14 protein-coding genes and 1 tRNA gene are annotated in these 21451 nt (G+C 43.3%); 6 read left to right on the forward strand and 9 right to left on the reverse strand.

Annotated features, from left to right (window positions below; genetic code table 11):
* Window positions 1-93: 93 nt before the first annotated feature.
* Both MIC7126_RS0110725 and MIC7126_RS0110730 read right to left on the reverse strand, forming a co-directional pair.
* Window positions 94-1344 carry a DUF4912 domain-containing protein gene (locus MIC7126_RS0110725; protein ID WP_017653141.1) on the reverse strand — a complete coding sequence of 417 codons (1251 nt, stop codon included), beginning with the start codon at window positions 1342-1344 and terminating at the stop codon, window positions 94-96.
* A 551-nt stretch (window positions 1345-1895) separates the two neighbouring features.
* Complete coding sequence (locus MIC7126_RS0110730) at window positions 1896-4229, reverse strand: ARC6/PARC6 family protein (RefSeq protein WP_017653142.1); 2334 nt, start codon at window positions 4227-4229, stop codon at window positions 1896-1898.
* A gap of 744 nt (window positions 4230-4973) precedes the next feature.
* Between MIC7126_RS0110730 and pdhA the strand changes: the two genes are divergently transcribed.
* From pdhA to MIC7126_RS0110750, 4 genes are all read left to right on the forward strand, one after another.
* Entirely contained in the window at window positions 4974-6008 is a 1035-nt protein-coding gene (gene pdhA / locus MIC7126_RS0110735; protein ID WP_017653143.1) for a pyruvate dehydrogenase (acetyl-transferring) E1 component subunit alpha, read from the forward strand.
* 57 nt (window positions 6009-6065) lie between these two features.
* Window positions 6066-6935 (forward strand): aldose epimerase family protein, encoded by an 870-nt coding sequence (locus MIC7126_RS0110740; protein WP_017653144.1) that lies wholly within the window; start codon window positions 6066-6068, stop codon window positions 6933-6935.
* A 62-nt stretch (window positions 6936-6997) separates the two neighbouring features.
* Window positions 6998-7069: transfer RNA gene (locus MIC7126_RS0110745), tRNA-Lys, on the forward strand.
* A gap of 409 nt (window positions 7070-7478) precedes the next feature.
* Window positions 7479-9725 carry a protein phosphatase 2C domain-containing protein gene (locus tag MIC7126_RS0110750; RefSeq protein WP_017653145.1) on the forward strand — a complete coding sequence of 749 codons (2247 nt, stop codon included), beginning with the start codon at window positions 7479-7481 and terminating at the stop codon, window positions 9723-9725.
* 122 nt (window positions 9726-9847) lie between these two features.
* On the opposite strand, the gene MIC7126_RS0110755 is transcribed toward MIC7126_RS0110750, so the two are convergent.
* Window positions 9848-10639: an Rpn family recombination-promoting nuclease/putative transposase gene (locus MIC7126_RS0110755; protein WP_017653146.1), complete on the reverse strand. Its 792-nt coding sequence runs from the start codon at window positions 10637-10639 to the stop codon at window positions 9848-9850.
* A gap of 210 nt (window positions 10640-10849) precedes the next feature.
* Here MIC7126_RS0110755 and MIC7126_RS0110760 point away from each other — a divergent pair, with 210 nt between their 5' ends.
* A complete protein-coding gene (locus MIC7126_RS0110760) occupies window positions 10850-12436 on the forward strand; it encodes a CHAT domain-containing protein (protein WP_026100165.1) in 1587 nt (528 codons plus the stop codon).
* A gap of 150 nt (window positions 12437-12586) precedes the next feature.
* Window positions 12587-13216: a hypothetical protein gene (locus tag MIC7126_RS0110765; protein WP_017653148.1), complete on the forward strand. Its 630-nt coding sequence runs from the start codon at window positions 12587-12589 to the stop codon at window positions 13214-13216.
* Between the two features lie 249 nt (window positions 13217-13465).
* On the opposite strand, the gene MIC7126_RS0110770 is transcribed toward MIC7126_RS0110765, so the two are convergent.
* The 6 genes from MIC7126_RS0110770 to MIC7126_RS0110795 form a co-directional block, all read right to left on the reverse strand.
* A complete protein-coding gene (locus MIC7126_RS0110770) occupies window positions 13466-14839 on the reverse strand; it encodes a PrsW family glutamic-type intramembrane protease (RefSeq protein WP_017653149.1) in 1374 nt (457 codons plus the stop codon).
* A 612-nt stretch (window positions 14840-15451) separates the two neighbouring features.
* A complete protein-coding gene (locus MIC7126_RS0110775; protein ID WP_017653150.1) occupies window positions 15452-16054 on the reverse strand; it encodes a DJ-1/PfpI family protein in 603 nt (200 codons plus the stop codon).
* A 58-nt stretch (window positions 16055-16112) separates the two neighbouring features.
* On the reverse strand, window positions 16113-16565 hold the full coding sequence (locus tag MIC7126_RS0110780) for a nitrate reductase associated protein (protein ID WP_026100166.1): 453 nt from the start codon (window positions 16563-16565) through the stop codon (window positions 16113-16115).
* 69 nt (window positions 16566-16634) lie between these two features.
* Window positions 16635-17093: a phosphate-starvation-inducible PsiE family protein gene (locus MIC7126_RS0110785; RefSeq protein WP_026100167.1), complete on the reverse strand. Its 459-nt coding sequence runs from the start codon at window positions 17091-17093 to the stop codon at window positions 16635-16637.
* A gap of 351 nt (window positions 17094-17444) precedes the next feature.
* Entirely contained in the window at window positions 17445-19628 is a 2184-nt protein-coding gene (locus MIC7126_RS0110790; protein WP_040630155.1) for a molybdopterin oxidoreductase family protein, read from the reverse strand.
* Window positions 19629-19887: 259 nt separating this feature from the next.
* On the reverse strand, window positions 19888-21387 hold the full coding sequence (locus tag MIC7126_RS0110795; protein ID WP_017653154.1) for a NarK family nitrate/nitrite MFS transporter: 1500 nt from the start codon (window positions 21385-21387) through the stop codon (window positions 19888-19890).
* Between the last annotated feature and the right edge of the window lie 64 nt (window positions 21388-21451).

Consider the following 21451-nt stretch of genomic DNA (forward strand, 5'->3'; position numbering starts at 1 on the left):
TCACTAATTGAGTAAATATAAAAAACCGCCATAGGTTCACTATAGCGGGGAAAGATTTTTGATTTCAATCTGGGGTTAATTTAAAATCGGAAATTAAGACAGCCACTCTAAAACTGCATCTTCTTTAGTGTTGGTATTGCGAGATGGAGTTTCTCGCTCAAACTTCATGTGAATTGATCTGGTTTGCTCGCCATCAGCAGCCACAGCCAAAATTGGATAATCAATTAAGCCGTCTTGGAATGACATCTGGAAGCGGAAAGTACCATCTGGGTTCAACTTGATAGGACGACCACCAATACTTACAGTAGCGTCAGGCTCAGTTGCACCGTAGACAATCAATTCAGCATCCGCAACTAACCAGAACTTGCGAGGGCGTACAGGTACTGCAGAAGCAGAGAAGCCCACGCCTGACATACCCACACCAGAAGCGGTTAAGCCGGATACAGTGGGAACCGCCCACATACCTACACCAGAGGGGAAAACGTAGGAACTAAGAGCCTGTTCTGGACGCGCAGAACCAGGAACTTGCTGCATAGAACCGAACAGAGAACCTGCAATCCTTTGCGCTTCAGCAGATTCCGCCATACCAAAGATTTGGTCATAGATGGGGTTCCCGTCGCCATAACCATTAGCGGTTGTAGCAATTTTCTTTGCAGGAGGAACCAATTCATATACAGTCTTCCCGCGCAACTCTTCTTCAAAGTTGACGGTGACGAAGACATCTTCAATCCAATCAGAAGGATAGACGGGAGGGATATGTACTCGTGTAGAACGAGCCAACACTAACCAACGTCCATCAACAGTACGATAACCGATATCGATCACATAATCGCGATCGCTCACTGGTATTGGTAAATACCATTCTCTCGCTAGCTCATCAGCAGGATATTCCTGGAGACTGTGGGGGCTTTGGTATTCAAGGTTGATATCTGTAACATCGTAAATCCGCAACGCTAGCTGTTGTCCACCTTGTCGCCGCAGTTCCTCTTTGTGATCATTGGGAATATCCCAGTAAGTGTAAGCCCACTGCGGGTCACGAGGTAAAAGTACAATCCGGCTTTCACCATAACCAGCAGGTAAATCTGCTAATTCTTCATCAACATCAGCCAGAGAACCACCATTACGATCTACTTGACCTAACTCGAATTTTGCTGCTTCCACGGTTTCCTGTGCCTCCAGTGAACGAGATGGGGTGAGCGAGAATTTGCTTCGCTGTACTTCTTGAATTGATGCTAGCAATTGCGATTTACGCATTCGACTGTAGCGAGAGATGCTATATTCACTGGCAACTTTGCGTAATTGCCGCAAGGTCATCTCTTCTAGCGGCGGGCGTTCTTTTGCCATTAATTTGGCCTCCAGTAGTATTAAAAGGTAATTGATTTCGCCTGGTTAAAGAATGCGATATAAAGTGTCATCCACCCCAGATGAATTTCTTATTCCTGACTCCTGGCATTGCCCAGCTTTTAGTTTTTTAATTTGTTGTTAAATTAAAATTCACTCCCTTTTAATTCCTTACTTGTGCCAAGGTCAGCATTTTTTGGGATTCGGCGGAGCGCTTTTGTTAAATAAATATTAACCAGTAAACCTGGGTTGGGATCAAGGGGTTGCAAAACGTTTTTTTACCCTTTTCACGAACTTATCGGTTTTGCGGGGATCGTTTTGTCAGGAAAACATGACATTAAGTCGAAAATGCAGTCATAGCAAGGGTTAATAATATCAAGATTTCCTGACAATACTCGTGAACGGCTGAAACACCGCCATCTACAGAACCAGAACACAGTAGACGTACACACTCAAAGACACGGCATCAGTCAGGCTCTCACAGATATGAGAGTTTTGGACGCCGTGTCCTACCATTGGGATATTTAATCGCTATTTCCTTTTGTAGACGTTAACTAAAAGTTCATAGTGATTTTATTGACAACCGACATACCCCGAATTCGCCACACACCTTCATCGCGAATTAATTCATACTGAACTCGCAAATTTTCATCAGCAGATTTCTTCATCTGACCATTTTCATAAAACTGCGTTGATTCTTTGACCTTAGCTTCTACAGTTGCTTGATCTGAGTTAGGTTCAGTTTGGTCTATAGATTCCACCTGCAAACTGTGCTCATACTTTCGATAGCGATTATCAGATTGATCCTGTTGAGCAACTAACCGCCATTGATTTAGAGCCGAACCAACTAAAATCTTTTTTAAGCTATCAATTTCATGTTTTGGGCCCAAGGCTGCGGCTTTAATAGACAACCAATTGAGAATAATTTCTTCTGCAGCCGCATTACTTAGCGGCCCTTCTGGTAGCTGCGGTGTACTATCGCGGCCAGGAATAGATATTGGTGGTTGATCAATTTGTACAGTTAACTGCTCGCCTACCAAAGATGGTCGAGGGAAAAAGAGATTTTTTACCCAACCAAAAGTTGTGGAGATGATCAACCACAGAACTAATATTGCCACCAAAGAGACAAGCACAGTCCACACCAACCGGGTTTTTCCCTCCAACGTCCCAGCAAATATTCGCCGACGCTGGGGTGAACGATGACGGTTTTCTAATCCTTGATGACGACTAGTAGATGAAATTGGCTTGCGCCGACGCCGCTTTTGGCTATTCTCAGCAGCAGAAACCTTAGCAGAACCATTTAAGTTATGGTTAATTTCCCTTGCTGAGCGTTCTGTACTGGGTATCTGCGCTGGTGGTATTTCTGGCGTCTTCATCCCAGCGGATACATGAGTAGCTGATAAGTTCCAACTAGGTGATGAGGGCTTTGGCGGTTCAAATTTTTCTTTTGCGGGTGTTCCTGGTAATTCTGGATCTGATGTGTGGTTTTGATGAAATTGTCGCCCAGTGGCAGTAGAATTACGGTACCGATTAGTATCATTTTTCAGAGCAGGGAATGACTGCTGGTTAATGACAACAGATGAACCGCTCGTCTCTACATCCGTTGGTAGAGCTTCTAAATAAGCTTGTACTTTTTGTTCGGCAAAATAATCCTTCAGAGAAACTTGCTGTTTAGCCAAATCTCGGAAGTGAGGAAATACCTCGTGTTGTAACCACTGTTCGCCATAAAGACACAACCCTGGTAACAAATCTGGAGAATCCAGTGATTTTTCGCGGATAAATGCTAAAGCTTCGTACTCCTGGCTCAGTTCTAAAACACGGGTCGCTTCTTCGGTTTGCCCTAACAGCAGAGCACACAGCGATTGCTCTAAGTGTACATCTTGGCGCTTGCCCAATCGCATTAGCATTTGCTTGGCTTGGCGAATTAGCGCTGGTTGACGCTGGGCGAATCCTCTGGCTATCAAAGCGTAGACAGCTAAGTAGGTGGCGACAGCAGAGGGACGCTGGCTTTCGGCTTCAAACAATTTGTGCTGTTCAGCTACTGTCAAGTAGTTTCGCAACTGCTGAATAAAGCGCAAAAAATCATCAATGTTCAGGCCAGATTCATCATTGCCGTTGCCATCAATGCCGCCGCGATCTTCTAAGATATTTTGCAATAATTCTAAACCTTGGCGACGTTCGGCAGTTTTAGTTTCTGGTAATGCCAGTAGTTCTAAAATGCGATATGGTCGCAATTTGTACAGTTCTGCTTGAATTTCATTCTGTACATTCACAAATAAACCTTCACGGAATAAAACTTCTTGCCCAGTTTCTAGAGAATTGGCAGCGTTTTCATAATGTCCTTGTTGCCATTGTTCACGACCCAGTTCTAAGCAGGCGAGAGCAATAGTGAGGACGACATCGGGACGACTGGGATTTTCCGGGTCTTCGTTCTGGGCTAAATTGTGGCCTTTTCCAGAAGACGTGCCGCTTTTATTCACCAAGTAGGGGCGGCCTAGTTTCAGTACAATTTCGTACTCACCTAGGTCTTGGAGAATTAATAAAGCACCAACTAATTCGTCTTGAGTAATCTCAATACTGAGACTTTGAGTATCAAGACCTCTGTTGTTTGGCTCTGGGCGATTTTCATTTGCTACGGTCGCAGAGGTATTACTATCAGGATCATAGGCGTGAGCAAGATAGAGCTGATCGTAAGTACTGCGTTCTTTGGGATCTGATAAAACCACGTAAGCTTCTTCTATGAGTTGTTTGCGAGAAGAAATTGCTGCTGGAGAATACTCCCGTCGCGGTTTTTGTACAATGCGATCGCTATATGCCTGCCGCAATTGTTCACTACTTGCCGCTAACGGTAGTCCTAAAATTCGGTAGTAATCTAGCGGAATTCGCACAGCCTACTTCCTCTGCACCGTGATCGACATAATTCACCTAGAGTGTTTCAGTCATGTGAAACCGTGCCATAATAATACCGTGTTGATTTAACATTACAAGTGTATATTGCAACAACTCGTTTTGCGCTTTCCCGAAATTAGAGTCATATTTTAATACCTATATTTTGCCTTCGCCTAGAAAGCGTCAGCTGTTTGTCGTAATTCTTAGTAATTTATTTTTCATCATTGGCATCAACCTCGACACCATTAAGTGTAAACACTGCTGCTAAAGGCAGTGTGAATACTTAACACATAATTCTATATTGGTCTGATTTCAGGGAATTCCGCCGCTACGTAATGGGAAAAACACTACTTTAGAGGGAAGCTCCTAACAAATAGAGAACGAAATTGTATCATTACTAAACTTTAATTACAATCACCTGGGTATAAATAAAGTTATTTGTCCCCTTTTTTTTAAAATTGTACAGAAACATGCAGAAAACAAGCTACTCTGACTGGTAGCCTAGAATAGAAAGTGCGTAGTAAGGGAGTAATGTCAGGGCAGTTTGATATCTTTAGGGTGCTAGTTTGGCAGAGTCCAAGCTCAAATATGAAAAATTCACCTACTCCCACAACGTCACCTGTGGTGCATTGAGCTTGATTGTTGATTCCAGAAACCACATCTGAGTAACAATCAGTGCCGTATAAAAGTAATTTATTTAAGCTTGCAGATTTCCGCTTGACGACAGGAATCCTAAAAAAATAATGGTTCAAGAACGCACATTACCTAAATTTGACACCGCTACTGCCCAAATTTCTAAAGAAGAAGGGTTACGGTTGTATGAGGATATGACCTTAGGGCGCTTTTTTGAAGACAAATGCGCTGAAATGTACTATAGAGGCAAAATGTTCGGTTTTGTCCACTTGTACAACGGTCAAGAAGCAGTTTCCACCGGCGTCATCCAAGCGATGCGACCAGGAGAAGATTTTGTTTCCAGTACCTACCGCGACCACGTTCATGCACTAAGTGCAGGCGTCCCCGCTAGAGAGGTAATGGCAGAGTTATTTGGTAAAGCCACAGGCTGTAGTAAAGGTCGTGGTGGTTCCATGCACATGTTCTCATCTGAACATGGTTTGTTGGGTGGCTATGCTTTCGTGGCTGAAGGTATTCCCGTTGCGGCTGGTGCGGCTTTTCAAAGTAAATACCGCCGCGAGGTACTAGGAGATCCCAACGCCGACCAAGTGACCGCTTGCTTTTTTGGCGACGGTGCCGCTAACAATGGTCAATTTTTTGAGACACTAAATATGGCAGCTTTATGGAAACTGCCAATTATTTTCGTTGTAGAAAATAATAAATGGGCAATTGGCATGTCTCATGAGCGCGCCACCTCTGACCCGGAGATTTACAAAAAAGCCAGTGTATTTAACATGGTAGGCGTGGAAGTAGACGGAATGGACGTGTTAGCAGTCCGCGCCGTCGCCCAAGAAGCCGTCGCCCGCGCCCGTGCTGGTGAAGGGCCAACTTTAATTGAAGCCCTAACCTACCGTTTCCGGGGTCACTCCCTAGCTGACCCTGACGAAATGCGTAGCAAAGCCGAGAAAGAATTTTGGTTTGCTCGTGACCCGATTAAAAAGTTAGGTGCTTACCTAATTGAACAAAACTTGGCAGATCAGGAAGAATTGAAAGCGATTGAACATAAAATTCAAGCAGTAATCGACGACGCCGTGAAATTCGCCGAGAGTAGCCCCGAACCAGACCCTAGCGAGTTATATCGCTTCGTGTTTGCAGAGGATGAGTAGATTATGGGGGCTAGGGACTCCCTAGCCCTTAACCCCTAACCCCTCAACATTAAAATTGTGTTTACCATTACCCAAGAACAACAACAATACAAAACCTATATCCTCTGTGACGAAACCACTGATTCCCAAGTGGAAGTCGTACCAGAACGGGGCGGAATTATTACCCGTTGGCGCATTCAGGGACAAGAAGTCTTTTATCTAGACACGGAACGGTTTACACATCCCGAATTGAGTGTTAGAGGTGGAAATCCGATTTTATTTCCCATCTGCGGCAACTTACCAGATAACACTTACATCCATAACGATAAGCAGTATACCCTCAAGCAACATGGTTTTGCCCGCGAATTGCCTTGGGAAGCGACTGAGCAAAACACAAATGAGAAAGCTAGTCTGACTGTAGTCCTTAATAGCAACGAACAAACAAAGGCAGTTTATCCTTTTGATTTCCAACTGGCTTTTACCTACGAATTGCAAGGTAATACTCTAGAGGTTCGTCAGGAATATCAAAACTTGTCCTCAGAGTCAATGCCATTTTCGGCTGGTTTCCATCCTTACTTTCTCTGTGGTGATAAAACTCAACTAGAGATTGAAATTCCTTCAACACGTTATCAGGACAACAGAACCAAAGAATTTCGCACCTTTGACGGCAATTTTGACTTTAGCCAGGATGAAATTGATTTTGCTTTTGGACAATTATCTAGTCGATCTGCCACAGTCACAGATAACAGCCGAAAATTAAAGCTTACCGTAGATTATGATGACTTCTCTACCTGGCTAGTGTTTTGGACTGTGAAAGGCAAAGATTTCTACTGTTTAGAGCCTTGGAGCGCGACCCGCAACGCCCTCAACACCGGCGATAATTTGACTGTCCTAGCACCAGGAGCTAGCCGCACAGCATCTGTAAAGTTAACCGCGAATTTTTTCTAAAGCCCTTTACAAATCTACAGGTGTTTGTGATATACTTACAAAGTTGCGAAAAATAAATAAACGGGTCGCTAACTCAACGGTAGAGTACTCGGCTTTTAACCGATTAGTTCCGGGTTCGAATCCCGGGCGACCCATTGAAGAAATAAAAATTCCCTTGTTGATTGCTTAATCTAGTTGCTTTAGCGATCGCTTGTTTTGATGAGCACAGTTAATTTCAAGTGCGATCGCTAGAATACGAAGAAGTAATTTCTGAGCAGCAAACACCACATTTGTGCAGAGGTTATGCTTTAATAACAGGATTAAATTTAGTAGCACTGGCTATGCAGAGTTGCAGAGCAATAAAAGCTATGATGAGGCAGTAGGATGAATCGAGGAGCAGGTTTTTTGCATAAGTAGACAAATAAGTATTAGCACCTGCTGGTATCTACCAGCTAAAATCATCATCCCCAGTTGGATATGTCAAGTTCAAGAAACATCAACGGTCTAGATTATCGCTATTAAAAGACTTAAAGAAATTGCCAATTGCTGATCGATGCGAAAACTATGGAAAATGATGCAGCGCTCCTCTACTGTCCCAATGAAGTTTGTCAAGCTCCTAACCCCCTAACCCACAAATTTTGCCAACAATGTCGCACACCCTTGACCAAGCGCTATCTTTGGGTGGAGAAAGAAGGTTTGAGTATGACTCAACCGGGAGCAATATTAGCTGAACGCTATTTAGTTATTGATAAATCCATAGTTCTCGATACTCAGCCACGGCTATTACCAGAAATGCCTGGGGCACAAAATTTACAGGCAATCAGAGCTTATCTCAGATTAATACCCCATAGAATACACATACCACAAGTATACGGAATCCTGCCCTTGAGCGATGGGCAGTCCCAGAAAGACAAAATTCTTTTAGAAAAACCGCCTATTGTCATCAACGATACAGAACAAACAGTAAAACTGTGCCCTGAATTAACTACTGCTTGGCGTGACGCAACATCAATCCGCCAGATAAACTGGTTATGGCAAATAGCTCATTTGTGGCGATCGCTTTTAGAAGAAGGAGTAGCCTCAAGCTTACTCGATCCACATCTGCTAAGAGTAGAAGGATCGTTAGTGCGCTTGTTGGAATTGCACTCCGACGCCGCCAAAGCACCAAATTTACCCCAACTAGGTGAATTTTGGCAGCAATTATTGCCACAAGCTAGACCAGCAGTGGCAGAATTTATTAACCAAATTAGTAATTATCTAATTCAAGAAGAAATCCGCTCCAGTGAGCAATTAATTGCAGTTTTAGATTCAGGACTGGCAGAATTAGGTCGTTCTCAACCTTCGACTATCAAAATTTTCACCAAAACAGACACTGGGCGCACTCGCCAAAGGAATGAAGATGCTTGTTATCCTCCCAGTGACACCCTAGTCAGTAAACCTCCCCAACAGACAGCCTTAGCTATTGTCTGCGACGGTATCGGTGGACACGAAGGTGGTAATGTCGCATCCAATTTAGCAATTGAAACCATCCAGCAGCAAGTACAGCAAAAGGAACTGACAAAAATTCCTGCTGACCACATAGACCCCTTACAGTTGATTGATGATTTAGAAAAAGCAGTAGCAACTGCTAACGACAAAATCAGCCAGCGCAACGACGGCGAAAATCGTCAAGGGCGTCAACGCATGGGTACGACCTTAGTAATGGGTTTACCGATCGCTCATGAAATGTATATTACCCATGTCGGTGATAGTCGTGCTTACTGGATCACACGCCACAACTGTTATCAAGTGACTTTAGATGATGACGTCGCTTCCCGTGAGGTCAGGTTAGGTTACGCAGTCTATCGGGAAGCCGTACAACAAGGCGGTGCGGGGTCGTTGATCCAAGCTTTAGGAATGAATCCTAGCGTTTCGTTACACCCCACCTCCCAAAGATTTATTCTGGATGAAGATGCAGTTTTTCTCCTCACATCCGATGGTTTAAGCGACTTTGACCGGGTTGAGGAATATTGGGAAACAGAAATATTACCAATTTTAACAGGGGAAAGAGATGTCGCCGCTGTTGCCCCAAAATTGATAGAAATAGCTAACGAAAAAAATGGCCATGATAATGTCACCATTGCTTTGGTACATTGTCAAGTCAAGTATGCGGAGCCAGGGTCAAGTTTAACAGCAGTCATTCCAGAGCGGTTCAATAACAATACGGGTGTGATTTCTGCGGGGGTTCCCGAAACAATTTTAGATGGTGCTCACCAAAAAACCAAAGTCATCAAAGAAAATAAATCAGCAGGGATTGGGCGACTACCTCTCAACTTGATAGCGCCGTTTTTATTTATCGTCGGCGCTGGTTTCTTGGGATTCTGGATACAACGATCGCGATCGCCTCTAGCCGTAAATCAGCCTACCATAATTCCATCACCCACCCCCCAGCAACCTACTCCACCGCAACCAACTAGTGTAGAACAAGCGCCAGTAGAGCGATCGCTTGGGAATCTCGCTCCTGATTGGGTGATCAAAACTACGAAAGACACACAGTTTTACAACGATAAAAATCAACCCCTCCTCCTTTTGACCAATAACACTCTTTTGCAAGTTATTAAAACAGAGAAGGATCCTCAAAAACCTCAAGAGTTGTTAGTGCATTTGCAACGGTGTGCCAATATTAAATCAGCTACAGCAGACCAAAAACCGATTATTTTGGCTAAATCTCAACTAGAAACCCATAAAGTCGCTGTCTTACAAGCTGACGAACAAAATTCATGTCAAAAATCTTCAGAACCAACCAACAAACAGCCTACACGAAAAACGTAGAGCGGTCTAAATTAGTACAGAGGTACGGATTGTTGTCAGGGCTTTCCGGTCGTTCGCCCATATGGTAGCGGTGGAATAGGCGATCGCTCTATCCTCAACAAAGGTGTTTAAATTTTGAATTGTTAAGATTTTGGCTGTGCAGCAAGTCTCACAACTTGTTCATCCAAACCTAACGCTTGAGCTATCTGTTCAATACTCAAACCTAAAGCCAATAACTGAGGTATGGTTTCTAGCTTACCTTCTTCCTTGCCTTCCTCCTTGCCTTCAGCAAAAACCTCTTGATAAAACCTAGTTTGCTTTAAATCACTTAATCCAAACATTTTTGCCATCTCCTCCCGGCTCAAGTTGGGCAATTTATAGATTAATATTGTCTCTATTAATTGTATAATGTCCCTTTGTTGGGCAACATCGATGATTTGTTGTCGGGCGCTGTTGACTATCTCTACAGCTTTTGACGTCGCTGTTGCTTCTGGCTCAACAATCAGTTTAACTGTTTCAATGCCGATGGATGGTGCTGCAATTGCCGTTAATTCGTTCAGATAGACGCGAGTTACTCGTTGTGAGTCTAGTAATTCAGTATATCTTTGTGTCTTTCCGGTATCAATACTGCGGTTAGGCAAAAGCACCACACCACGCCAATCGTTGGTTAATTCGGTCTTATCAAGATAATTAAAAATTTCTGCGAACAACCGCGCGTAAAATTTTTTATCGGCTTGAAATTGCACCTCAGCAAAATAAATAGGTAATTCTGGAGTGTTGGGCAAAAATACGCCATCAATCCTAAATGCGAGTTGTTTAACCTCTACTGAAGAAAATTGGTAAACACTGGCGAGTTGTGGAGGTTGGTTAATCAACTCAAAGAATGTGCTGGGTAAGCTTTGGAAGATGCGATAAAAGATGCTGTCAGTTTTCAAATTTAGTTGGGGTAATTTCGGCTACTATGTAGATAAATTCCCACAGTATTATACTTGTTCAGACAATGCAAGGTAAAAAAGATTTCACTAGGGGGTTTTCGGCATTTCCTTTATAATAATCAAGATAAGAAACTCACAAGGTAGAAACTTAGACCTTGAAAAATTACTATTAAAAATTATCTGTTTTTAACTTTTAGCTGAATGAATCCATTGCCATCCCTAAACTTGGCGATCGCTCGTCTGATCAACACTGGCACTGATAACTTCGCCATTTGGGTGGTTAAAGCTCCCTATCCCAGTGGCTATGTCCTGCATGATTGTGTATGGCCTCATGAACTAACTCAAGTTTGGCAAGAATGGCAGCAAATGTTTGCTGGTCATAGCCCTTTAAACATTACCCCAAGATCGACGCCGATTACACCCATACAAACAACACCGCTACCAATCCACCCCGTCTCGACTTCTGGTCAGACGGCTGGTTACAGCAGTCGTTTAATGCAATACTTAGGTATTAGTTTGTGGCGGTGGTTATTTGACGGTCAAATTCTGGGTAGTTTAGAACGCAGTCGCGGAATTGCGATGGGACAGCGTACTCGCCTGCGTTTTCAAGTGGAAATTCGTGACCCTGATTTGATCGCTCTCCCTTGGGAAATAATGCAACGCGATGGACAATCAGCTATGTCCCTATCCCAAGACTTACTATTTAGCCGCACTACCAGCGAAGTAGAACCGCTACCATATCTACACACAACCCAGGCTTTAAATATTTTGCTGATTTTAGGGGAAGATAAAAATCTGCAACTGGAACAAGAAGCTGCAATCTTAACCCAGGCCTTGGCTCATGGCGGCCCTGTGGGTAATAACACCCAGGGATATGCACCTTGTATGGTGAAAACCTTACTGCATCCCACTCCACAGCAACTCATCCAAGAATTAGAAACTAAAGTCTACAATGTCTTTTTTTACGCTGGTCATGGTCTTCCAGATCCAGATGGCGGATTACTATTTTTGCGTCCAGGGATGACCCAGAATGGGATAGAATTAGCCCAGGTCTTGACCCGTACTGGTGTGAAACTAGCGGTTTTCAATGCTTGCTGGGGAGCGCAACCAGCCGCGGTGAATAACCAAGCTATACCCCACAGCAGTTTGGCAGAAGTACTGATTCGTCATGGTGTACCAGCCGTTTTGGGAATGCGCGATCAAATCAACGACCAAGAAAGTCACAGTTTTATTCAAGCATTTGCTGAAGCTTTGCGATCGCGTAAATCAATTGATGAAGCTGTAGCCGAAGCTAGGCAAGAATTGTTAACGGTATATAAATTTAATCAACCAGCCTGGACTTTGCCAGTGCTGTATTTACATCCAGACTTTGATGGTGAATTGATCAAGAGTTTTGATGAAGGGAATACAGAGTTCCCAAATACCACAATTCCCAGTATAGCTTCTGGAGTACCCAAAGCTTGTTTGCGATCGCTGACACCAGGAGGTCAAACTTGGCCACTACGTTCTGGAGTTACCCGCATCGGTCGTACGCGAGATAACGATATTGTCATTCCCGAACCTTCCGTTTCTAAACGCCATGCCGAAATTTTATGCCGAAATACATTCGCAGGCGCTACTCCGGTGCGGATTTATTACCTACAAGATTTCTCTACCTATGGTACCACTTGGTTTCTCAGCCCTAACGGTTGGCAACAAATCCTTCGAGAGGAAGTCCCATTGCAATCAGGGATGCGGTTAAAGTTTGGTAGCTCAACTAAAGGTGATATCTGGGAGTTTGTGATTGAAGATACTTAGGGTTGTCATTCATCGTTTGTTATTTGTCATTCATTATTTGCCATTGCTTACGCTCTCACTCTATCCATAAAATTAACTTTTTTTTGCGGAAATATCATGCAGAAATCTGTAGTTGTCAATACTGTTAAATAATTGACCGGAAGGTGAAAAATGACTTATCAAATCAATGCTTTAGACACTTTTGCATCTCTACCCTCTGCAGTTGAACTAGAATTTATAGCGGCGTTACTAGAGCCAGAAGATGCTAATTATCCTTGGAATCCGGCTGATGTGGAATCAGAAGCTTATTTTTCTGAGATAGAGCAGCAGTTTGTAATTGACGATTTGCTAGAGGAACAATTAACAGCACGCTCGACAAACTTTTATAACCAACTTGATACTCTTTGGGATGGATTGAGTAATGTCAATACCAGAGAAAATCATGATAGTCAATCTTTAGTCAGTCATATTCAAGAAACATTACAAACAGCTTTTGCTGCTAGCGTACCTCAAGGGTGGCTACAGGCGATCGCCCAAAAAGCTACAGAAATTTTTTCTACTCAACAATCAATCGGTGAGCAACTAGTTGAGTGTGTTCAAACTGTACTACCTACTTGGGAAGTCGAAGACCTCCTAGTTTTAGCTCGTCCCTATGCTTATGCTATGCGTAGCAGTGAATCACAAAATTTGCCTAATGTGGGGAATCGTGATTGGGCAACTTTATCAGAAATTGAACAAGCAAAGGTAAGTTTGGCTATCTCTTACTACGCATTAAGACAATTAAATAACTCTGACCAATAAAATTGGAGCCACAATCGCGCACAGATGAACGCACCGGGATGCAAAGCAGGAGTTAAGGTTGAGCAAGATTTTTAGTCTCAAGTCCCAAATCTAAAATTGGCAAGAGTGGTAGTTATTGAAACATAATTACCCACAGTATAAACATAGAGTGATTGCCGCGATGGTGTCATCTATCCCCAGAGGGATGTGCAAAAATATTTGGGAATAGGGAACGCAAGGTTCCCTGTAGAGTTTTCCGTGACCATGTAATTATTTGGGGCCGAGAAAGCGAGTAGCGAAATTTTGCGATCGCGTCGGTGACAAAGCCCGCGCCTTCAAAATAGCTGCCATCAAAAAGGCATAAGATAATACTCCCACCACTACCAATAGCAGAGCATTGATTGAGCCAGTGGCGTTCCACAGAGCATGGAGCGCAGCGGCGCTGACATAACCAATAGGCAGAATTTGCCAGCTAAGACGCGGTTTGAGTACAGCCAAGCCGATAAAATATCCCAAATAGCCGCTATAAGCCATATGTCCAGCCACAGAGCCGAGAATCCGGGGAATTAGCAATTGCAAACCGACTAATTGACCAGTTCCTACCCCGGCCTGTTGGGCAACATTTTGTGTAATTACCGGCACATACTGTCCCAGAGTTTCTAACAAGGTGAAACCCACAGCCGAGGCGGTTCCGAGAAGAATACCATCTAGAGGTTCCCGGACACCCACACGCTCTCGCCAAGGTGAAGGTAATCCACTAGCGATCGCCATTGCTCCCAACACAGGTAATGCTTTGAGTAACTCTTCCATCAACCCCGCACCAAAAAACATGCGAATTAATAATTCAGTTAAGGTGATGGAATCTTTGCTAGAGGGGATATTTCCTGGTAAAATACCCCCATCTCGGAACACAAAAATAAATAAACTTAACAGCGGACTTTTTAAAATCAGTATTGTTGTTAAAGCTACAGCCATCAGCACCCACCAAGGTTTTTGTTTACCGCAAAGTTGGTAAACAAAAAAGTAAGCAGCAAAAGCGATGTAGCTAGCCACAATCACTTGGTTCGCTTGCGGTTGACCCACCGTAGCAAACATCAACACCACAAACACCACAGTAAGAATACCTGGGATCAGATATGCTTTGCGAGTCAAATCCTTACCAGTGGAAATAATCGGAAACAGTTGCGTGAAACTCACCGAATCAGGCTTAGACTGTCCTTGAGTATGCAGCGCTGATGGTAGGGCGCTGACTGGTCTGGACATAACCGTGGCTGAAGAGACGAATTCATTTTCAAATAAGAATTGCGGCCCGTCAGCGCCGAGAGAGATGCGATCGCCTGGGTGTAATTCCTGACAACCTTGTAAAGGTTTGCCATTTAAATAAGTACCATTAGCACTATTGAGATCACAAATTACCCAGCTGAGTTTGTTATCTGGAGATGAAGAGAGGTAACGAACCACCGCATGACGACGAGATACCATCCGATACAACATAGCATCCAAGACAACTTGGCAGCTGGGGTCGCGTCCAATTACCACATCTTTACCTGGGAGCAGTGAGTAGCGGAGTTCTGACCTCAAAGTTGCTCCATTACCAGACACTAGCCGCAGAAATGCATTATGTCTTGCGTTTTTGCCTGTCATCGAGTTCAAGTGCGTGTCTCAGCTAATTATTCAAATACTTTGGCAGTAGAACTTAAGTTTAGCCAAATTAGCAGCAGCGTTGCTAAATACAACTATAACTTTACTCTCTGCTCAGGAATTCAAAATTTGTGAGATTAATCATTTTCACGTTGTTTTCATCCCACTCTGGCTATTGATCAGGTTGATAAATTATTAGTCGTCGGCGTTATAAATTCCTGACACCATGGCACAAATTTAATGTGTACTGTTTTATAGAAAATTAGTAGTTTTAACCACATTTAGTCAAATTCAAAAAATGTAAAATCACTTTATGTCATGCTTTTTCTCCTGCCAAGGAAGGCAATAGGCAACTAGTACAACAAGGCTGAAGTATAAAGTATAAAGTATGAAATGAAGAAGCTTAGATGATAAGCCTTTGGGCAATTTTTAATGGGTACTTTATTTCCGCCGTGGTGTACTAGGAATAGGGGCTAGTACAAAAAGGCTGAAGTATAAAGTATGAAACCAATAAACTTGTATATTCAGTCTTTCATAGATTTATAACGGGTGCTTTATTTGCGTCGTGGCTTACTAATGTCACGATACAAGCGCCCCATTCGCTAAGAGTGGGAGTTAATTGAGAGCAGCTACCTCTAGAAACTCGACTCTAGCGCCCAAAATTTTCAAAAATTCAGCTAGCCAATGGGGGTGTGCGGGCCAAGCTGCGGCTGTGACTAAGTTACCATCAACTATTGCTTGCTCTACACCAATATCAACATAGTTACCACCTGCACTACGTACATCTGGAGCACAAGCCGGATACGCAGTACAAGTTTTACCTCGGAGTACATCAGCTGCGGCTAATAACTGTAAACCATGACAAATAGCGGCGATTGGTTTATTGGTCGCAGCAAAATGGCGAGTAATTTCTAGCACTTGTGGATTGAGACGGAGATATTCTGGCGCCCTTCCACCAGGGACAATTAGCCCGTCGTAGGTGTCGGCTATGACTTCGGTAAAAGTGGCGTTGAGAGTAAAATTATGACCACGTTTTTCGCTGTAGGTTTGATCGCCCTCAAAATCGTGAATTGCTGTTCGCACCTTGTCGCCAGCTTTTTTATCTGGACAAATCGCGTCAACTGTATATCCCACCATTTGCAAAGCCTGAAAAGGCACCATTACTTCATAGTCTTCTACGTAGTCACCCACGAGCATTAAAATTTTCTGAGCAGCCATTTTGTTAATCTCCGTAATCCTGCGTCAATAGTTAATATTCCCCAGTTTGCACTAATAATCAGATTAAATTAAATTCGGCGATCGCTCTGGGAAAGTTTTGATTTTCGTGTCCAGGACGGCTGAGTTTGATCAGGACAAAACGTTGCAAAGGTCTTAAATCAGCCCACTGTTGCAAAGTGAGTGTCACGCCTATGGCTTGAAACTTTTCTGTGAGACTGGCTGGGATATTCTCAGAGTCCAGCCATGGTGGCTGGGGGTCTACAGCCAGGTTGGTTGCAGTTGTACCGGTGTGTTGTATGATTAAATCCTGGAGATACTTGCGATAAGCTTGGATGTCTGCTGCCGTAGTGCAAGCTAGTTCAACTAAACTTTTCCGTTCACCAATAGTCATCTGATGCCAATCAGATAATTTTAGCTTAATGCCGCAGGTATCTAGTTTGTAACGTACCTGCATAGGTATACAACGTAGGGAATTGACAAAATCTGTTTCAAATTCAAAGAAATCTGCCATAACTAATAGTTGCAAAATCCCAATTTTAATTACATCAATTAAAAAATCCAGCAAGGGTGTTGCTTGAGTTTAACGAGTATGTCGGGAATTACTAATACGAATGACGAAATAACTAATTGATAGTGCAAAAACAGCAATTCCCAATCCAATGATATCAATTCCCGATACCTTTTCTAAATCGAGAATAATAATTTTTCTGGCAACGGCGATTAAAGAAGTAACAATTACTAATTCTACTTGCACAACGTGTTTTCGCAAGTAAGCTGTGATATTTTCTAAAATTTCTAAAGCGATTAAAATATTTAAAAATAATCCAAATATTTTAAATAGGGTAGTATTAAATTTACCGTATGGTGTTGTAAATAATTCCTTGACCAGAAAAGCCGCTAAATCACCAAGCGCCACTAAAATTACAATCACCATAAATACAGAAAGCACTTTAGAAACTATCACCTCGATATTTTCAATCAAGTGCATAAAGTTTTCATCTTCGGTAGATTGTATAAATCTTTTGAGTAGCTTTCTCATTGCTCACACCCCATATGTTTAATACAAAATTCAAAAAACATCATCCCTTGGGGAGAATTAGTTTAAATAAAAAATATTGGATATCAATTGGAAATTTTGGTCAATAAAATTATGTTTTGACCACCCAAACCTTTAGAGACGCTGCAATGCAACGTCTCTACACAACAGAATTGATTGATTCAGAGGTTGAAACTTTTGGATGATGGCAATTGTGCAAAATTAATCGTTATAGTCATGAGTATAAATGCCATGAATAGCATTTGTACAATAGACAAAAATAATTGTCACTATTGACTATAGCTGATTAATCAAATTACTAATCTTTGTCGAACTTAGGATATACTTAGTAGCTTACCATTGAGAAGACTGGAGTTGATAATTATTAACTCTGGCTGTTTGAGATACCAACCCTAGTTGCACTGCACAGGCTTTTAATTCTGGTTGGAGTGAATCGGGACAAGATTCGGGATGAGTGAGGGCGTTAGCTTCGGCGTCTTTTGCCCACAGTGTACCCCAATGCATGGGGACAAACACCGTCCCAGGGGCGATCGCTTTTGTAACTTTAGCCGGAAATTGAGCTTTACCTCGGCGCGATCGCACTTCTACCCAAGATTGGTCTGTAATCCCCAACTTCGCCGCATCACGGGGATGAATCTCAATAAACGGCTCAGGGTGCATTTGGCGAATTTTGTCAATTCTACCGGTGCGCGTCAGTGTGTGCCAATGACCATAAAGTCGCCCATTTGTCAATACAAAAGGATAATCTGGGTCTGGTGGTTCTGCTAATCCCCGCGAGTGATAAGCACCAAATCGGGCGCGTCCGTCGGGAGTGTGGAAGCGGAGATTGGTATAGAGTCGCTTGGAAGATGAGGAATCATTTCCCACACCGGGACACGGCCATTGCGTCGCGCCGGTTGCTAAACGCTGATGACTGATACCTGACATATCACAGGGGCGATGGCGAGTCAATTGCACAAACTCCCCATAAACCTCAGCAGAACTAGCAAAAGTAAACTTGTCTGCAAAACCTAATCTGCGTCCAACTTCGGCGAAGATTTCCCAATCGGCTTTTGCTTCTCGTGGCGGTTGACGGAATGCTGAACACAGAGTTACTCTGCGTTCAGAGTTAGTCATCACACCAGTTTTTTCACCCCATTGGGCTGCAGGAAGTAACAAATGAGCAAAAGCAGCAGTTTCCGTGGGATAATAGGCGTCTTGGTAAATAGTGAAGGGCGATCGCCGCAACGCCTTTTTAGTTCGTTCCAAATCTGGTAAACTCACAGCAGGATTAGTCGCCGCAATCCATAGCAGACCCACATTTCCCGCTTCTAAAGCCATCATCATTTCCCAAACGGTCATCCCAGGATCAGGTGAAATTTGTCCAGATGACAATCCCCAAAACGCCTCAACTTCCGCGCGGTGTGCTGGATTTTTCACACTGCGATAACCGGGTAAAAGATGAGATAAACCGCCAGCTTCTCTTCCTCCCATTGCATTTGGCTGTCCGGTGAGGGAAAAAGGCCCAGCCCCAGGTTTACCAACTTGTCCAGTCATCAAATGCAGATTGATGATCGTTCTCACCTTAGCCGTACCTTCACTGGATTGATTCACACCCATCGACCACAGAGATAACACCCGTTGGGATTCTCCCCAATAGCGAGCAGCTGTTTCTAAATCTTCTACCTTGATTCCACAGCGTTGAGCGACAATATCCGGGGAATAGTGGCGAATCACCTCAGCGTAGGCGGGAAAATTGCTGGTACAGTCGTCGATAAACCCGACATCAATGTGATTCCAGCGCATCAATAAATGAGCAATACCATTTAACAAATCAATATCCGTACCAGGACGAATCGCTAAATGTAAATCAGCTACTTCTGCGGTGGGCGTGCGTCGCGGATCCACCACAATCATTTTCACATGGCGATGTTTTTTGTGGTATTTCGCCAAGCGATTAAACACAATGGGGTGACATTCAGCGGTATTCGTACCAATGAGAAATGCACAATCAGTTAATTCTAAATCTTCGTAACAGCAAGGGGGCCCATCCGCACCAAAACTTTGAATATAACCGGATACCGCACTAGACATACACAAGCGGGAGTTGGCGTCAAAGTTATTTGTCCCTAGACATCCTTTTAAGAGTTTTTGGGCTGTGTAATAGTCTTCGGTTTGAAACTGACCGGAACCATACATACATATAGCTTCTGGCCCTTGAGTACAGCGGACTTTTTGAATCTGGTTAGTGATTTGCTCAAAAGCCTCATCCCAGGTGATCCGGCGGAATTCTTGATCTAAAGAATCTCGCAGCATCGGGTAATGTAGTCTGTTTTTATCGAGAGATTCGGCGATCGTTGCACCTTTAACGCAAACCATACCCTGACTGGATGGATGAGCTTTATCACCTCGCACTCGCCAAGTGGGAGTTCCTTCACTGTCTCGATTAGTTGCTTTTCCCGGTTGCGCTGGGGGTGATACTTCTAATCCGCAGCCAACACCACAGTAGGGACAAAGGGTTTTGGTAAATTCAGTCATATTTTTTGTTTCGCGCATAGACGCGGAGCGGCTTCTCGTAGAGTAGGCGCAGCGAAAAGTTGCGTGCGGGGGTTCCCCCCGTTGAGCAAACTTTTCAAGACAAAGGCGCAAAGAAAAATACTAATAAAAACAGCAACTATTAATGATGTTTATGATTGGTTATTGATGGTTGATTGTATGAAAGAGGAGTAAAAAGGATAAAATATTTCAGGTTTTATCCTTTGTTTTTAATGAACAGTTATCAATCTTTTTTCTTGATTTAATCTTCTATTAAAACGGAAGAAGATTCAGATTTTGTTGTTGATAATTCCTTTTCATCAGCAGCAAAAGAATTTTTTGGTTCTTGGAGAAAGAAAGCGCACATAGAGGCACAAATTAGGGCAGCTACACCCATTGTGGTAAAGAGGGTTGAAGCGTCGGTTAAGCTAAAGATAGTGAGATAAACTACGCCGCCAAAATTACCGTAGGCGCCGACGTTCCCGGCGATTTGTCCTGTGACTTCTTTTTTGATGAGGGGGACAATACCATAGGTGGCACCACAACCAGCTTGAGCGAAGTAAGCAGCGAACATGGTGACAGCGATCGCTAAAGGAATGGGCCAGCTACGGTTGATAAAATGTGCCATCAAATAGCCGACGCCAATCCCTACACTGATGATTGTAATTGTCCATTTACGCGAGCCAAATTTATCAGAAATTAAGCCACCACTGGGACGAGAAACTAAGTTTAAAAAAGGATAAGTAGCAGCAATCATTCCTGCAACTACATGCTCTAAACCAAAGGTTTTTTCAAAGAAGGCGGGGAGCATAGAAACGACTGCAAGTTCGGAACCAAAATTAGTAACGTAGGTGAATTCGAGTAATGCTACTTGACCAAATTGATAGCGTTGTGACGGGGTATAAGTTTTCTTTCCTGTTAACAGTTCGCGGTTGACTTGATAGGCTTTGTATGTTTGGTAAGCAAATAATCCTGCTAAAAGTATCCAAACTACATACATTTGGGTGAGAGTCAAAAAGTGAATGTTTTTTTGTTCTAAGCGCCAAGCTAATAAACCCAAGGCGAAAATTAAACCAAAGTTTGAGATAATCATTGCCCAGAAACTTTTAATGCTGGTTACTTCTAGGGCGCCATTTTTCTTAGGTTGTTTGTAGACTTTTCCGGGGGGTGTATCTTGGACGCTATTGTAATATATGATGCCATAGGCGGCAGCAATAATACCTGTAAGGGCGATCGCTAACCGCCAGTTAGAAGCACCACCAGTTAAAAACCCAGTCACCACTGCAACCATTGGTAGCGCAAACTCTGCACCAAAAGCGCCAAAGTTACCCCAACCGCCATAAATACCTTGAGCAATTCCCATTTCTTTCGGCGGGAACCATTCGGCTACCATGCGGATACCGACGACAAACCCAGAGCCGACAATCCCCATTAACAAACGACTGATGACTAATTGGTTAAAGTCTTGTGAAAATGCTGTAGCCAGACAGGGAACCACAGCAAACATCAGCAGCATTGAGTAGGTGATTCTGGGGCCAAAACGATCAAGCAGCATCCCGATAATAATCCGCGCCGGAATCGTTAAAGCTAGGTTACAAATGCCCAAAGTTTTAATTTGTTCAGGTGCTAGTTGTAGCTGCTTACCAATAGTTGTAGCGAAGGGCGCAAAATTAAACCAACAGACGAAGGTGAGAAAGAAAGCAAACCAAGTCTGATGTAAGATGCGATAGCGATTTCTGAAGGAAAATAATTCTTTGAGCATTGTCACTCTCCTCGGTCATGCAATTGTGCAAACCCCGCCTCTTGGAGGGGCGTGCGTTTCACTG

The sequence above is a fragment of the Fortiea contorta PCC 7126 genome, from assembly GCF_000332295.1.
Classification (GTDB): domain Bacteria; phylum Cyanobacteriota; class Cyanobacteriia; order Cyanobacteriales; family Nostocaceae; genus Fortiea; species Fortiea contorta.

Coding starts and splice junctions, on each gene's coding strand:
- MIC7126_RS0110785 (WP_026100167.1), bottom strand. CDS start 17,093: ATGAGAAAGCTACTCAAAAGATTTATACAATCTACCGAAGATGAAAAC.
- MIC7126_RS0110775 (WP_017653150.1), bottom strand. CDS start 16,054: ATGGCTGCTCAGAAAATTTTAATGCTCGTGGGTGACTACGTAGAAGAC.
- MIC7126_RS0110750 (WP_017653145.1), top strand. CDS start 7,479: ATGGAAAATGATGCAGCGCTCCTCTACTGTCCCAATGAAGTTTGTCAA.
- MIC7126_RS0110780 (WP_026100166.1), bottom strand. CDS start 16,565: ATGGCAGATTTCTTTGAATTTGAAACAGATTTTGTCAATTCCCTACGT.
- MIC7126_RS0110725 (WP_017653141.1), bottom strand. CDS start 1,344: ATGGCAAAAGAACGCCCGCCGCTAGAAGAGATGACCTTGCGGCAATTA.
- pdhA (WP_017653143.1), top strand. CDS start 4,974: ATGGTTCAAGAACGCACATTACCTAAATTTGACACCGCTACTGCCCAA.
- MIC7126_RS0110795 (WP_017653154.1), bottom strand. CDS start 21,387: ATGCTCAAAGAATTATTTTCCTTCAGAAATCGCTATCGCATCTTACAT.
- MIC7126_RS0110770 (WP_017653149.1), bottom strand. CDS start 14,839: ATGACAGGCAAAAACGCAAGACATAATGCATTTCTGCGGCTAGTGTCT.
- MIC7126_RS0110765 (WP_017653148.1), top strand. CDS start 12,587: ATGACTTATCAAATCAATGCTTTAGACACTTTTGCATCTCTACCCTCT.
- MIC7126_RS0110790 (WP_040630155.1), bottom strand. CDS start 19,628: ATGACTGAATTTACCAAAACCCTTTGTCCCTACTGTGGTGTTGGCTGC.